Source organism: Williamsia herbipolensis (assembly GCF_000964005.1).
Lineage (GTDB): Bacteria > Actinomycetota > Actinomycetes > Mycobacteriales > Mycobacteriaceae > Williamsia_A > Williamsia_A herbipolensis.
In genome coordinates this window covers 193617-208352 of record NZ_JXYP01000021.1, presented here as the reverse complement: position 1 = coordinate 208352, position 14736 = coordinate 193617, and the positions used below count along the sequence as shown (strand labels likewise).

The 14736-nt window shown below is 69.0% G+C and carries 13 protein-coding genes; 7 read left to right on the top strand and 6 right to left on the bottom strand.

Features of this window, described 5'->3' with window-relative positions; translation table 11 throughout:
- Positions 1-65 precede the first annotated feature (65 nt).
- The gene (locus tag TU34_RS12215) at positions 66-1169 is read left to right on the top strand and encodes a branched-chain amino acid aminotransferase (protein WP_045823114.1); all 1104 of its coding nucleotides are present in this window, start codon (positions 66-68) and stop codon (positions 1167-1169) included.
- Between the two features lie 18 nt (positions 1170-1187).
- Here the strand turns inward: TU34_RS12215 and TU34_RS12210 are convergent, their stop codons facing one another.
- The 3 genes from TU34_RS12210 to TU34_RS12200 are packed head-to-tail and all read right to left on the bottom strand — an operon-like array spanning position 1188 to position 4407.
- The gene (locus TU34_RS12210) at positions 1188-1946 is read right to left on the bottom strand and encodes an adenosylcobinamide-GDP ribazoletransferase (protein WP_045823113.1); all 759 of its coding nucleotides are present in this window, start codon (positions 1944-1946) and stop codon (positions 1188-1190) included.
- Entirely contained in the window at positions 1943-3700 is a 1758-nt protein-coding gene (cobT, locus tag TU34_RS12205; protein ID WP_052688887.1) for a nicotinate-nucleotide--dimethylbenzimidazole phosphoribosyltransferase, read from the bottom strand. The genes TU34_RS12210 and cobT overlap by 4 nt, the downstream gene beginning before the upstream one ends.
- Positions 3701-3705: 5 nt before the next feature.
- Positions 3706-4407, bottom strand: coding sequence for a DUF3043 domain-containing protein (locus tag TU34_RS12200; RefSeq protein ID WP_052688910.1), 702 nt, complete (start codon positions 4405-4407; stop codon positions 3706-3708).
- Between the two features lie 114 nt (positions 4408-4521).
- Between TU34_RS12200 and TU34_RS12195 the strand changes: the two genes are divergently transcribed.
- From TU34_RS12195 to TU34_RS12185, 3 genes are all read left to right on the top strand, one after another.
- Entirely contained in the window at positions 4522-5634 is a 1113-nt protein-coding gene (locus tag TU34_RS12195; RefSeq protein ID WP_045823111.1) for a glycerate kinase family protein, read from the top strand.
- Positions 5635-5774: 140 nt separating this feature from the next.
- Positions 5775-6143, top strand: coding sequence for a HesB/IscA family protein (locus tag TU34_RS12190; protein WP_045823110.1), 369 nt, complete (start codon positions 5775-5777; stop codon positions 6141-6143).
- Between the two features lie 188 nt (positions 6144-6331).
- On the top strand, positions 6332-7306 hold the full coding sequence (locus tag TU34_RS12185) for a carbohydrate kinase family protein (RefSeq protein WP_203225451.1): 975 nt from the start codon (positions 6332-6334) through the stop codon (positions 7304-7306).
- 75 nt (positions 7307-7381) lie between these two features.
- On the opposite strand, the gene asnB is transcribed toward TU34_RS12185, so the two are convergent.
- Positions 7382-9310 (bottom strand): asparagine synthase (glutamine-hydrolyzing), encoded by a 1929-nt coding sequence (gene asnB, locus TU34_RS12180; RefSeq protein WP_045823109.1) that lies wholly within the window; start codon positions 9308-9310, stop codon positions 7382-7384.
- Positions 9311-9580: 270 nt separating this feature from the next.
- Here asnB and ctaC point away from each other — a divergent pair, with 270 nt between their 5' ends.
- The 3 genes from ctaC to TU34_RS12165 are packed head-to-tail and all read left to right on the top strand — an operon-like array spanning position 9581 to position 11745.
- Complete coding sequence (gene ctaC / locus TU34_RS12175) at positions 9581-10723, top strand: aa3-type cytochrome oxidase subunit II (protein WP_408068748.1); 1143 nt, start codon at positions 9581-9583, stop codon at positions 10721-10723.
- Entirely contained in the window at positions 10720-11136 is a 417-nt protein-coding gene (locus TU34_RS12170) for a cytochrome c oxidase subunit 4 (protein WP_045823108.1), read from the top strand. The genes ctaC and TU34_RS12170 overlap by 4 nt, the downstream gene beginning before the upstream one ends.
- A gap of 15 nt (positions 11137-11151) precedes the next feature.
- Complete coding sequence (locus TU34_RS12165) at positions 11152-11745, top strand: GNAT family N-acetyltransferase (protein WP_238981268.1); 594 nt, start codon at positions 11152-11154, stop codon at positions 11743-11745.
- A 150-nt stretch (positions 11746-11895) separates the two neighbouring features.
- Here the strand turns inward: TU34_RS12165 and qcrB are convergent, their stop codons facing one another.
- Both qcrB and qcrA read right to left on the bottom strand, forming a co-directional pair.
- Positions 11896-13524, bottom strand: a complete 1629-nt coding sequence (qcrB, locus tag TU34_RS12160; protein ID WP_045823107.1) for a cytochrome bc1 complex cytochrome b subunit — start codon at positions 13522-13524, stop codon at positions 11896-11898.
- Positions 13521-14711, bottom strand: a complete 1191-nt coding sequence (gene qcrA / locus TU34_RS12155; protein ID WP_045823305.1) for a cytochrome bc1 complex Rieske iron-sulfur subunit — start codon at positions 14709-14711, stop codon at positions 13521-13523. Before qcrA ends, qcrB begins: the two co-directional genes overlap by 4 nt.
- Positions 14712-14736: the final 25 nt, after the last annotated feature.

Genomic DNA, 14736 nt, shown 5'->3' with positions numbered 1-14736 from the left:
GTCGTCACGCGCGTGGGCGCGGGTGACGACGCCGGCGCACAGGTGCCACGCGCTAGGATTGCCCGATGACCATGGAGTTCACCCGAACCGAGCACCCGCATCCGGTGTCGGAGGCACGCCGTGCCGAGATCCTGGCGGCGCCCGGCTTCGGCAACTACTTCACCGACAACATGGTGAGCGTCGATTACGACGCCGACCGCGGCTGGCATTCGGCGCAGGTGCTGCCCTACGGCCCCATCGCCCTCGATCCGTCGGCGATGGTCCTGCACTACGCGCAGGAGATCTTCGAGGGGCTCAAGGCCTACCGGCAGCCCGACGGGTCGATCGCTTCGTTCCGGCCCGACGCCAACGCACGTCGGCTCAACTCGTCGGCGCGGCGGCTGGCCATGCCCGAGCTGCCCGAGGAGGACTTCCTCGCCTCGCTGCGCGCCCTCCTCGACGCCGACAACGCCTGGGTGCCGTCGGCCGGCGGTGAGGATTCGCTCTACATCCGGCCGTTCATGTTCGCCACCGAGGCCGCGCTCGGTGTCCGCCCGTCGAAGACCTACCGCTACGTGGTGATCGCCTCGCCGGCCGGCGCCTATTTTGCCCAGGGCGTGAAGCCCGTCAGCGTGTGGCTGTCGTCGGAGTACGTGCGTGCCGCGCCGGGCGGCATCGGTGACGCCAAGACGGGCGGCAACTACGCCGCATCGCTGCTCGCGCAGGCGCAGGCCGCCGAGCACGGATGCGAGCAGGTGGTGTGGCTCGACGCCATCGAGCGCCGGTTCATCGAGGAGATGGGCGGGATGAACCTGTTCTTCGTCTTCGGGTCGGGCGCCGACGCACGTCTGGTGACCCCTGAGCTGTCGGGATCGCTGCTGCCCGGTGTCACCCGCGACTCGCTGCTGTCGCTCTCGGTCGACGCGGGTATCTCGGTCGAGGAGCGCAAGGTCAGCAGCGAGGAACTGCGCAAGGGTGTGGCGTCGGGTGACATCACCGAGGTCTTCGCCTGCGGGACCGCGGCGGTCATCACCCCTGTCGGTCGCGTCAAGGGCGACACCGACGACTACCGCATCGGCGACGGCGGCCCCGGCGAGGTCACCACCGCGCTGCGCGACACCCTCACCGGCATCCAGCGCGGCACGTTCGCCGACACGCACGGCTGGATGACCGAGCTCCACCGGGGCTGACCGGTCCGGTCGTTGGTCTCAGAGCGCGACGGCGACGAGCGCGACGGCGGTCCCGATCTCGACACCTGCGCCGAGCACGTCGCCGCTGACCCCGCCCAGCCGGCGGGCGCAGTGCGCCGACAGCAACCAGGCGCCGGCGCCGATCACGACCACCGTGACGACACCGCGCCACCAGCTGTCGAGGTCGACCGCCACCGCACACGCCACGGCGAGCAGAGACCACAGACCGATCGACCACCGCTGACTGTCGGCCACCAGTTCACCGAATCCTCCTGTCGCGGCCGGTAGTCCGCGGCGACACGCGATGGGGACGGTCAGGCGACCCACGGCGACGGCGGCGGCGATCGCGTACCAGTGGTGGCCCTCGACCAGCGCGCCGAGGGATCCGGCCTGCGCCAGCATCACCACGACGAGGGCAGCCGCACCGAACGGACCCACGCCGCCGCTGCGCATCACCTCACGGGCACGGTCCGGCGGGCCGTAACACCCGAGTCCGTCGACGGTGTCGGCCAGCCCGTCGATGTGCATTCCGCGCGTGAGCAATCCGAGCACGGCGACGACGAGCGCGCCGACCACGATCGGGGGCAGCGCCGTCTGCGACAGCAGTGCCCCGACACCCCCGGTCACCCCTCCGAGACCGACACCGACGAGCGGACTCGCCGCGATGGCACCGGCACCGGCCGCACGGTCGATCTCCGTGCGCGGCTGGGGCACCGGGACAACGGTCAGCCACGACACCGCCAGCCACACCGAGCGCAGCGGGCCGGCGGTCGTCACCGTCGCCCGGTCGACGCCGCCTCGGCGGATCGCTCGCTGACCCCGGAGTCGCTGAAGGTGGCCATCGAGGCGAGCGTGGCCACGGCGGCCTGCACGATCGGCACGGCGGTGAGCGCGCCGCTGCCCTCGCCGAGCCGCATGGAGAACTCGAGCACCGGCTCGAGTGCGAGGTGTTGCAGCGCAATCGAATGCGCCGGTTCGGCCGAACGGTGACCGGCGATCCACCACTGCGCCGCACCGGGCGCGAGATCCTCGGCGACGAGCGCGGCCGCGGAGACCACCAGGCCGTCGAGGACGACGGGTGTGCGGCGTTGGGCGGCCTGGGCGAGGAATCCCGCCATGGCCGTCAGATCGGCACCGGCCACCGCTGCGAGCAGCGCGATGGGGGAGCGCGACACCGCGCGGGCCCGCCGCATGCCGTCGCGGATCGCGGCGGTCTTGCGGATCCAGCCGGCGTCGTCGATACCGGTCCCGCGCCCGACCACCACCACCGGTTCGGTGTCGGTGATGGTGCCCACGAGCACCGCGGCCGGCGTGGTGTTGCCGATACCGAGGTCCCCGGCGATCAGCAGATCGGCACCGGAGTCGATGAGCTCGTCGGCGATCGCCCGACCGTTGGCGAGCGCGGCGTTGGTCTCGGCGGCGGTGAGGGTGTCGGTGGTGCGCAGGTCGCCGCAACCGCGCCGCACCTTGAACCGGCGTACCGACTCGTCGGTGTCGGCGTCGACACCGATGTCCTCCACGCGGACGGCCACCCCGGCTTGACGCGCCAGCACGTTCACCGCGGCACCACCGGAGAGGATGTTGGCCACCATCTGGCCGGTCACCTCGGGCGGGTACGCCGACACACCCGCGTGCGCGACACCGTGGTCGCCGGCGAACACCACGACCGTCGGGTGGGCGAAAGGCGCAGGCGGACAGACACCCTGGCACGCCGACGCCCAGATGGAGATCTCCTCGAGCCGACCCAGCGACCCCGCGGGCTTGGTCAGGATCATGTGTCGGCCGCGGGCCTCGTCGCCGATGGTGTGATCCGGCGACGGCACGATGTCGAACTCGTCGGCGGCGTCGTGGTGGTCGCCCACCGTGCTCGGCGCGGCGTCGGGTGTGTGCGGCGACGGGGTGTGCGCGGGTGTCGAGGGCTCCGGGGTCGACGCGACGGCCGTCGGCTCGGGCTCGGGATCGATGGCGCGCGATGGCGCCTCGGCGACCACCGACACGGTCTCGGCGTCGTCGAGCTCGACGACCCGCCCGGCGACGAGCAGCACGACGCGATCACACACGGCGGCGACAGCGGCGTTGACCGCGCCCAGTTCGTCCTGGAACCGACGTCCGGCCGGCGTCGGTGCCACGAGCGACAACCCGACCTCGGGACTGACCACCACGACGTCACCGGTCGTCGCGGCGAGCGCCGAACACAGGTCGGCGGTGCGGGACGACAGGTCGACCGTCGGGGCGTCCCATCCGCCGATCTCGTCGAGGTAGGTGGTGACCCAGCTGCCGAGGTCGTCGACGAGGGTGGGCGTCGCGGGGTCCGACCGGAGCGCGCCGGCGACGTCGGCGGACTCGACGGTCGTCCACGTCGAGGGACGCCGATCCCGGTGGGCGTCGATACGCGACGCCCAGTCCGGGTCGCCGGTCGCAGGGGTTGCCGCGGTCGCGAGGTAGCGGACGGCATCGCCGCGTGCAGAGATGATCTGTTCGGCGTACGCCGACTTACCCGAGCGGATACCGCCCAGAACCAACGTGCGCACCGACGTCAGACCGCGTCGCCGGGCTTGACCTGGGGACGGGGCGCACGCATGAACCGCATCTGCATCGACCGGCTGAACGAGTACCACCCGAGCTTGAAACCGCCGTCGGGGGTGTCCGGGAACCGTTCGCGCACACGGTTGTTGACAATGCGACCGAGGATCACGCCGTCGACGGCGAGGAACAGCGCGAAGATCAGCATGATCAGCGTCGCGTACACCGCGATCGCGGGCAGGAACATGACCACGATCAACAGGATCGCGAACGGCATGAACAGTCCCGCGAAGTTGCGGCGAGAGTCGACGACGTCGCGCGCGTACTTGCGGACCGGGCCCTTGTCGCGCGGCATGAGGTACTTCTCGTCGCCGTCCATCATCCGCTGACGCTGCTCGGCACGGGCGGTCCGTCGGGTGTCGGACTGGGCCTTCTTCTCGGCGCGGCTCAGCTTCGGCCCGCCCACCGTCTTCTTGCGAGCACGTGCCTCGGCCCGCGTCAGCGGGGCCGGGGCGACCGGGCCGCGGCGACGCCCCTCGGCTTCGCGACGGGTGGGCGTCGGTCGTCCCTTGCCCTCGGTCCGCTTGGGTGCGGTCGCGGATGTGGTCGCGGTGGTCGAACGGCCCGCCCCGTTGCCGTCGGCCCCGCTTCCGGGTCCGTCGGTCTCGCGTCCGTCGCCGTTGCCGGCGTCTTCCTTGCTCCAGGGCAGCTTCACCCCGTCAGGATATTTGATCGCGGCGCCGGCGCCGCCATCCGGTGAGAACTGTGCCCCCACGAGACGGTGTCCGCTCGGCCTGCCGGGTGCTGGCCACGTTCCTATACTTCGGCCATGCGGGCCCTGATCTCTCCGGATTCGTTCGGCGACACCCTCACGGCGGTGGCCGCCGCCGACGCGATCGCCGCCGGTTGGATCCTCGGCCGGCCCGACGACGACGTGGTCCGCGCGCCGCTGTCCGACGGTGGTCCCGGTTTCGTCGACGTGCTCGCCACCCGGTTCGGTGAGGTGATCACCACCACCGTGCGCGGTCCGCTCGGCGATCCGGTCGATGCCCGGTGGCTGCTCCACCACGACGACGGGCATGTCACGGCCTACATCGAGTGCGCGCAGGCATGTGGCCTGCACCAGGTGGGGCGCCCGACACCCGACACCGCGTGGGCGGCCACGACCCACGGGGTCGGGGAGCTCGTCCTCGCGGCCCTGGCCCGGGGTGCGACCGCCGTCGTCGTCGGATTGGGAGGCAGCGCCACCACCGACGGCGGCGTGGGAATGCTCGAGGCGCTCGCCGCGGCGGCCGGTTCGACCGGCACCGACCTCGCGGCCGCCGCCGACCTCGTCACCCCGCTCGACCTGATCGTCGCGTCGGATGTGGAGAACCCGCTGCTCGGGGAATGGGGCGCGGCGCATGTCTTCGGACCGCAGAAGGGGGCCGACGCCGACACCGTCGCGCGTCTCGAGACGCGGATGGCTCAGATGGACGAGCGTCTGACCGCACTGGCCGGGCGCGTGGTGTCCGACGAACCGGGCGCGGGAGCGGCCGGGGGGCTGGGCGCGGCGCTGCTCGCTCTGGGGGGCCGTCGGGTGTCGGGCGCGACCGTGATCGCCGAGGCCATCGGCTTCGAGTCGCTGGTCGCGGCCGCCGATGTCCTCATCACCGGCGAGGGCCGGTTCGACAGCCAGACGCTGCGCGGCAAGGTCGTGGCCGCCGCCGCGTCCGCCGCGGCGGCGCACGCGGTGCCGGTGGTCGTGGTGGCCGGGCAGGTCACGCTGGCGCGCTCGGCGATCAGCGACGCCGGGATCGCCGAGGCGCACGCGATCGTCGACATCGCCGATTCGACCGAGCACGCGATGGGAGAGGCGGGGCCGTTGCTCGAACGACTGGTGGCAGACATCGCGCGCGGTTGGACGACGCCCCGCGGCGGCCCCGGCGGACCGCCGGAATAGCAGTCGTAGGGGTACCGTTGATGCCGAGGAGTACGACGACACCCGTGCGACATCGGCGTGAGGCGGCCAACCGCCCGTCATCTGCGTCGAATCGAGAACATCGTTCGCTCGTACACTGTCTGCACACCGAGGAGACCGCTATGACTGTCGACAACCAGGCCACGGCCGACACCACGACCACCACCGGTGGCGTCCGGCTGACCGACGCCGCCGCGAGCAAGGCGAAGGCACTGCTCGACCAGGAGGGTCGTGACGACCTGTCCCTGCGCATCGCCGTCCAGCCCGGCGGATGTGCCGGCCTGCGCTACCAGCTCTTCTTCGACGATCGCAGCCTCGACGGCGATGAGATCTCCGATTTCGGCGGCGTGAAGCTGGCCGTCGACCGCATGAGCTCGCCCTATGTCCAGGGCGCGTCCATCGACTTCGTCGACACCATCGAGAAGCAGGGCTTCACCATCGACAACCCGAACGCGACCGGCAGCTGCGCCTGCGGCGACTCGTTCAACTGACGCCGACGGCGGTGTGATCACCGCCACCACGACGTGCTCGTCCCTGTGGCCCGTACCGACTTCGGTGCGGGCCACAGGTGTGTGTGCCGGGCGCTGTAGCGTTGGGCCCGGGTTCGGCCACGAACCCCGGGGGCGTCGTGCGTGCTCGGGGGTGTGCCGATAAACGCAGACGAAAGGGTTTGACTGCCGTGGCCATCGCCATTTGCGGGTCGATCGCGACCGATCACCTGATGCGGTTCAAGGGAAAGTTCTCCGAGCAGCTCCTCGAAGAGCACCTGCATCACATCTCACTGAGCTTCCTGGTGGAGGAACTGGTCATCCGCCGCGGCGGCGTGGCCGGCAACATCTCCTACGGCATGGGCGTCCTCGGTGCGTCACCGCTGCTCGTGGGCGCAGTCGGCAGTGACTTCGACGACTACCGGTCGTGGCTCGAGAGCAAGGGTGTCGACTGCAGCGGTGTCCGGGTGTCGCGCAACGCCCACACCGCGCGGTTCATGTGCACCACCGACGACGACATGGCCCAGCTGGCCAGCTTCTACGTCGGCGCGATGGCCGAGGCCCGGCAGATCTCGCTGTCGGACCTCTCCGACGAGGTCGGCAAGCCCGAACTGGTCCTGATCGGCGCCGACGATCCCGAGGCCATGGTCCGCCACAGCCAGGCGTGCCGCGATCTGGAGATCCCGTTCGCCGCCGACCCCTCGCAGCAGCTCGCGTTGCTCGACGGCGAGCAGATCCGCACGCTCATCGCCGGCGCCACCTACCTGTTCACCAACGAGTACGAGTGGGGCCTGCTGCAGAAGAAGGCCGACCTGACCTCCGAGCAGGTGGCCGAGCAGGTGCAGACCCGCATCACGACCCTCGGCAAGGACGGCGCCGAGATCATCGAGCGCGACGGCACCCGCACGCACATCGCGGTGGTCCCCGAGACGAAGAAGGTCGACCCCACCGGTGTCGGCGACGGCTTCCGCGCCGGCTTCCTGGTCGGCAACGCCGCCGGACTCAGCTTCGAGCGGTCGGCGCAGCTGGGGTCGCTCGTGGCCGTGCTGGTCCTGGAGACCGTCGCCCCGCAGGACTGGACCTGGGATCGCGAATCGGCCTTGGCGCGTATCGCCGACGCCTACGGCGAGGACGCGGCCACCGAGATCGGTGCCGTCGTCGCCTGACGCGTCACCTCACCGACAGACACGCCGCCCGGCGGGGGATCGTTCCCCTTCCGGGCGGCGTCTGGCGTCGTGGGGCTACAGGGTGACCGGGTATTCGCGGTCGGCGATGGTCGGGGTGATGGAGCCCTCGACGAAGATGCCGTGCCACACCATGAAGACCAGGACCGTCCACAGCCGCCGGCTGTTGTCGACGGTGCCCGCACGGTGCTCGTCGAGCATGGCCAGCACCGCGGCCTTGTCGAAGATCTGATCGGTCTGCGAGTGCGCGATGGTCTCGCGCGCCCAGTCGTGCAACTCGGTGCCGGCGAGCCAATGCCGCAGCGGCACGGGGAAACCCAGCTTCTTGCGATGCAGTACGTGGCCGGGGACGATCTGCTCGAGTGCGCGCCGTAGCGCGTACTTCGTGGTGCCGTGGGCCAGTTTCTGGTCGGTGGGCAGCCGTTGTGCGACCTCGAAGACCTCCGGGTCGAGGAACGGCACCCGCAGCTCCAGCGAGTTCGCCATCGTCATCTTGTCGGCCTTGACGAGGATGTCGCCCCGCAACCAGGTGAACAGGTCGATGTGCTGCATGCGCGCCACCGGATCCCAGCCGCGGGTCGTCGCGTAGAGATCGGCGGTGACGTCGGTGTGGGTCCACTCGGGCCGGTATCCGCGCAGCACCGCGCGCAGTCGGGCATCGTCGAACGATCGGGCGTTGCCGTAGTAGCGCTCCTCGAGGGTCATCGACCCGCGGTGGAGCAGGCTCTTGCCGCGGGTGCCCTCGGGGATGCGCGCCGACAGCCGTCCGGCCGCCGAACGCAGTCCGCCGGGGAGACGATCGAACGGCTTGAGCGACAACGGTTCCCGGTAGATGGTGTAGCCGCCGAACAGCTCGTCGGCCCCCTCGCCGGACAACACCACCTTGACGTGTTTGCGGGCCTCCTGGGCGACGAAGTACAACGGCACCAACGCCGGGTCGGCGACGGGATCGTCGAGGTACCAGACGATCTCGGGGATCGCCGACGCGAACTCGGCCGGACCCACCACCTTCACGATGTGCCGAGCACCGATCGCCGCGGCCGACTCCGCGGCCACGTCGACCTCGGAGTAACCCTCACGTTCGAATCCGGTGGTGAAGGTGATGAGGTCGGGGTTGTGGCGGATGGCCAGTGCGGCGATGGCGGTCGAATCGATGCCGCCGGAGAGGAACGAGCCGACGGTGACGTCGGCGCGCATGTGCTTGGCGACCGAGTCCGAGAGCACCTCGGCGATCTCGTCGTAGCGACGCTGCTCACCGCCGGAGGTGAACGGCCGGATGTCGAACTGTGGGGTGAAGTAGCGCTGGATCCGCGGCGCCGAGCCCGGCGTCAGCGTCGCGTGGCATCCGGACTCCAACCGGGTGATGGCGCGGTGCAATGTCTCGGGCTCGGGCACGTACTGCAGGACCGTGTAGTGCTCGATCGCGCGGGGGTCGAGGTCGCGGTCGCCGCCGACGGAGTCCAGCAGCGCGAGGATGCTCTTCTTCTCGCTGCCGAATGCGGTGCCGCCCGGGCCGGTCGCCATGAACAGCGGCTTGATGCCGAACGGGTCGCGGGCCAGGAAGAGCGTCCGGGTCTCGGTGTCCCAGATCGCGAACGCGAACATCCCGCGCAGCCGGGCGACCGCGCCGGGCCCCCAGTAGTGGAACGCCGCGACGACGGCCTCGCCGTCACCCTCGGTGTGGAAGACCGCGCCCTCGTCGGCGGCGAGCTGCGCCCGCAGTTCGAGGTAGTTGTAGACCTCGCCGTTGTAGGTCAGTGCGTACCGGTCGGGCGACTCCGGCGGTCCCCACCGCAGCGGCTGGTGCGAGTGTTCGATGTCGATGAACGCGAGCCGGTTGAACCCGAGGACGAGATCGTCGTCGCTCCACGTCCCGCCGGGCTCGTCGGGACCCCGGTGTCGCATGCAGTGCAGCGCCGTGGGGAACCCTTCGCGCAGGCGCCGGCCGGAGCCGTCGCTGGTCAGCAAGCCCACCAGGCCACACACGTGAGAACACTCCGATCGAGGTCGGGAATCGGTGCCGTCGGACCCGGGGATCCGACCCCGCGAGGGGTCGGGGACGGGTGCTCGGCGACCGCTCGGACGCCGTCGAGTATGCCGCACTCGGCAGGGGTGGCCATGCCCACCAAACCCCGATCACGAAAGTCGGCGACACTTGGTCTACGCTGCGTAGTACTGGATGCACCACGCCGAGAACGCCCACAGCGGACCGGCGCAGCGCATCTGCGCGAGTGGGTGTTCGACATGCGGGAAGGCGTGACAGTGACACACGGTGGACGGCCACGGCTGACGGCGACCGGTACAGGTCGTCGCAGGGTGAAGAGGGTCTACGCGTTGCTCCTCCTGGGAGTCGGCGCACTGCTGATGTCGGGGTGCAGCGCCTCGGAGGCGATGCGTTTCGGGTGGCCCGAAGGCGTCACGCCGGAGGCCGAGGACATGCGGCACCTGTGGACGTGGTCGGTGATCGCTGCGCTCGTGATGGGCATCATCGTCTGGGCGCTCACCTTCTGGACGATCTCGTTCCACCGCCGCAAGGGCACCGGCAAGCTCAGCGCCGACGAGGAGTTCCCGCGCCAGACGGCCTACAACGTGCCGCTGGAGCTCACCTACACCGCGATCCCGTTCGTGATCATCGCCGTGCTCTTCTACTTCACGATCATCGTGCAGAACAGCGTCGAGGCGAAGAAGTCCGATCCCAAGGTCGTCGTGGACATCACCGCCTTCCAGTGGAACTGGAAGTTCGGCTACCGCACGGTCGAGATGGGCAACGGTCAGAAGTACGAGGGCTTCCTGCGCAACGGCAGCCCCTACGAGGAGCAGCTGCCCCGCGAGAACAAAGAGGGCGAAGAGGTCCCGCTGCCCGCCAACGGCCGCGACGATGACATCCGCAACTACCTGAAGTTCGACCGCATCGAGACCGTCGGCACGTCCGACGAGATCCCGGTGCTGGTGCTCCCGGTGGGCGAGCGCATCGAGTTCGAGCAGGCCTCGGCCGACGTCATCCACTCGTTCTGGGTTCCCGAGTTCCTGTTCAAGCGCGACGTGATGCCGTTCCCGAAGCAGAACCACACCGACAACCGCTGGCAGGTCAGCTCCATCGACCGTCCCGGTGCCTTCGTCGGTCGTTGTGCGGAGATGTGCGGCACGTACCACTCGATGATGAACTTCGAGGTGCGTGCGGTCAGCAAGGAGAAGTTCGACACCTACATCTCCTACCGTGCGGCCAACCCGACGGCGACCAACGCCCAGGCGCTGCAGAACATCTGCGAGACCCCGGTCTCGATCACCACGCATCCGTTCGACACCCGTCGCAGCACTGATGGGACGACGACGCCGCAGACGAACGGCGATGCGAACAACACATCGATCCCCGGCTGCACGGTAGGAGCTCAGCAGTGAAAATCGAGGCTCGTCTCTTCGAGATCCTGACGATCTTCTTCTTCGGCGCGGCGATTCTCTACGGCGTCTGCACCGGCTTGTCGAGCAAGAACGTCGAGTGGGTGGGCATCACCGGCATGGTGATGACCGGCGGTCTGACGCTCATCATCGGCACCTACTTCCGCTTCGTGGCCCGTCGTGTCGACATCCGGCCCGAGGACTACGAGGAGGCCGAGATCGAGGACGGCACCGGCGAACTGGGCTTCTTCAGCCCCGGCAGCTGGTGGCCCATCGCGATCGCCCTCGGTGCGGCCCTGCTGGCCGTCGCCATGGCCACGGTGAACTTCTGGCTCGCCGCCACCGCGGTCGTCGCGATCATCATGGCCGTCGGCGGACTCGTCTTCGAGTACCACGTCGGAGCCGAGAAGCACTGATCACGATCACCTCTCGTGCCGGCTGAGCCGCACGAACGCAACATCGACAGGGCAGGTGCCGCGGCACCTGCCCTTCGTCGTGCCCACACCGCCGACCTCTCGGCGTCCGATCTCGCCGCGATCCGCGCGCTGATGACCGACGCTTTCGCCGGCGACTTCGACGACGACGACTTCGACCACGCCCTCGGCGGGGTGCACGTGATCGCGCAGGGAGCGTCGGGTGACGTCCTCGGACACGCCGCGGTGGTGCAACGACAGCTCGCCGTGGGGGACCGGGTCTGTCGGGTCGGCTACGTCGAGGCGGTGGCGGTGTCGTCCGCAGCGCAGCGCCAGGGACTCGGCTCAGCCCTCATGGCGGCCGTGGAGGACATCGTGGACGCCGCGTACGACATCGGCGCTCTCGCGGCCAGTGAGGCGGGTATGCGGCTCTATCGGTCTCGCGGCTGGGTGCCCTGGGAGGGGCCTCTCCGTGCTGTCGCTGCCGAGGGCGTCGTGGACACGCCTGACGACCAGGACTGTGTCCTCGTCTTCGGAGCGCCGATCCGGACGGGCGCGATCGATCTCGGCGCGGTCCTGGTGGCCGATCGCCGCCGCGGCGACCCGTGGTGACCCGTCGATCGGCCAGTTGACCGCTTCGGTCGGTGCGACGACGTGGACGGTCGACGAGGGGGCGAACGACGAGGGGGCGAACGACGACGGCCGGTGAACCCCTGAGGGATTCACCGGCCGTCGTGGCGTGCGGAGTGGGGGAGTGGACCCCTACTTCTCGAGCATGTTCCCGCCGCGCGACTGGAGCTTGGCGAGTGCCTCGTGCTCCTGTCGATGGGCTTCGTGCTCGATCTCTGCGTTGCGCTTCTGCTCCTCGATCGGGTCGGCCACCATCAGCGAACCGGTACCGGGTGCGCCGGCGGACCCGAGCTTGTTCATCCGCTTGGGCAGAGCCGCGCCCTCGTAGGGGAGCGGGATCGGGTGTCCGTGGCTGTCGACCGGGCCGAGGGGCTGGTGCACCTCGATGTACTCGCCCTGCGGCATCCGCTTGATGATGCCGGTCTCGATGCCGTGTTCGAGGACCGCGCGGTCACTGCGCTGCAGTGCCAGGGCCCAGCGGTAGGCGATGAAGTACGCCAGCGGCGGCACGACGATGAGGCCGATACGGCCCATCCACGTGGTCGCGTTGAGCGAGATGTGGAACTTCAGCGCGATGATGTCGTTCATGCACGACAGCGTCAGGACCACGTAGAACGCCAGGGCCATCGACCCGATCGCGGTGCGGACCGGGACGTCACGCGGACGCTGCAGCAGGTTGTGGTGAGCGTCGTCGCCGGTGAGGCGCTTCTCGATCCACGGGTAGGCGAACATCACGGTGAACACCACACCGATGATCGCCACCACCCAGAAGATGGCCGGGATCGTGTAGGTGTTGCCGAAGTAGATCTCCCACGCCGGCATCAGTCGCGCCATGCCGTCGGTCCACATCATGTAGATGTCGGGCTGCGAACCGGCCGAGACGTGCGCCGGGTTGTACGGACCCAGGACCCAGATCGGGTTGATCTGGAAGACGCCCGCCATGATCGCGAGGATGCCGAAGGTGACGGCGAAGAACGCGCCGGACTTGACCGCGAAGACCGGGAGGATGCGGACACCGACCACGTTCTTCTCGGTGCGGCCGGGGCCGGGGAACTGGGTGTGCTTCTGGTACCAGACCAGCGCCAGGTGGGCGCCGATCAGCGCCAGGATGATGCCCGGGAACAGCAGCACGTGAAGGATGTAGAGCCTCGGGATGATGATCTCGCCGGGGAAGTCGCCACCGAACAGGGCCCAGTGGACCCACGTGCCGACCACCGGGATACCCATCACGATGCCCGACATCGCGGCGCGGACGCCGGTGCCCGAGAGCAGGTCGTCGGGGAGCGAGTAGCCGAAGAAGCCCTCGAACATGGCCAGGATCAGCAGGAAGCAGCCGATGACCCAGTTCGCCTCACGCGGGCGACGGAACGCACCGGTGAAGAAGATGCGGGCCATGTGCACGATGATCGCCGCGGCGAACAGCAGTGCCGCCCAGTGGTGGATCTGACGGACGAACAGACCGCCGCGCACGTCGAACGAGATGTCCAGCGCGGTGGCGTAGGCCTTGCTCATCTCGACGCCGTTGAGCGGCTGGTAGGACCCGTTGTAGGTCACCTCGGCCATGGACGGGTCGAAGAACAGCGTCAGGTAGACACCCGAGATCAGCAGGATGACGAAGCTGTACAGGGCGATCTCTCCGAGGAGGAACGACCAGTGCGTCGGGAACACCTTGTTGATCTGTCGCCGGACGCCTGCGGCGAGGTGGTAACGGGAGTCGACCTCGTTGGCCTGTGTGGCCGCGCGGTCAGCTATGACGCTCATGGCTTGTCCTTCCCCTGGCCCCGCTCCCAAAAGGCGGGTCCGACGGGCTCGATGTAGTCACCTGCTGCAACCATGTATCCCTGATTGTTCACCGTTATCGGGAGCTGCGCCAGTGCCCGCGCAGCAGGTCCGAAGATCGGCTTGCCGTACTCCAGCGCGTTGAACTGGCTCTGGTGGCACGGGCACAGGATGCGGTTGGTCTGCTGCTCGTACAGCGACGTGGGGCATCCGAGGTGCGAACACACCTTTGTGTAGGCGAAATAGTCGCCGTAGTTGAAGCTCTCCTGGTCCTTGCGCTTGATCACCTTGGCGGTGTCGGTGGGGCGCAGGCGGATCAACATGACCGGGTTGCGGACCAGTTTGAGGCCCTTGTGCAACTTCTCACGTGACTCTTCGGTCTCACCGAAACCGTCGGACACTCGCCACGGGAACACGGTCTCCATGGCGCCGGCGTCGAGATCCTCCGGGCGCACCAGGACGACCTGGTTCGGGTTGCCGGTGTCGCGGCGCAGGAACACGGTCTCGTTCGGCGACTTCGGATCGTTGTAGATCGGCGACCAGCCGGTGTGCCAGAGATCGGAGTCCTTGCCCTTGGCCCACGGGTTCTTGACGATGCCGCCGAGCAGCGCGACGACGCCGGTCAGCGCGAACGCACCGACACCGAACGCGGCCGACCCGATGATCAGCTTGCGACGACCGATGGTCGAGGTGCTGCCGGCGTTCGACAGCAGCGCGACGGTGGTCGCGCGGTCGACGTCGTTGGACCCGCCGTCGTGGCGGTCCTGGACCGAGATCTCCTCGGGGATGAACTTCTTCGTGTACTGCACCAGGCCGATGCCGATCGCGAGGATCGAGCCACCGAAGGTGATGCCCAGCAACGGCGTGTTGAGCGTGTACAGGAAGTAGTTCTTGCCGCCCGGGAGCACGAAGTGCCAGTGGTTGAACAGGAAGATCACGAAGCACGCCACGGCGAGGATGCCCGACAGTGCGAACCAGATCGCCACCGAACGCTCGGCGCGCTTCTCGGCCTTGGTGCCGGGAACGGGGAACCGCTCGCGGCGGTGGATGATCTCCACACCGTCGAGGTTCGTACCGAGCTTCACCAGGTCGTCGTTGCTCATCTTCTCGAGCTCGTCGCGGGTGAAGGTCGGCGGATGGTCGGTGCCCTCCGCGTTCTGCGGGGTCATCTCCTCGTCCGGATCCCTCGGCTTC

What these genes read in the sequence shown, in the direction of transcription:
- TU34_RS12190 (WP_045823110.1), top strand. Translation starts at nt 5,775, where the DNA reads ATGACTGTCGACAACCAGGCCACGGCCGACACCACGACCACCACCGGT.
- qcrB (WP_045823107.1), bottom strand. Translation starts at nt 13,524, where the DNA reads ATGAGCGTCATAGCTGACCGCGCGGCCACACAGGCCAACGAGGTCGAC.
- TU34_RS12215 (WP_045823114.1), top strand. Translation starts at nt 66, where the DNA reads ATGACCATGGAGTTCACCCGAACCGAGCACCCGCATCCGGTGTCGGAG.
- qcrA (WP_045823305.1), bottom strand. Translation starts at nt 14,711, where the DNA reads ATGACCCCGCAGAACGCGGAGGGCACCGACCATCCGCCGACCTTCACC.
- TU34_RS12195 (WP_045823111.1), top strand. Translation starts at nt 4,522, where the DNA reads ATGCGGGCCCTGATCTCTCCGGATTCGTTCGGCGACACCCTCACGGCG.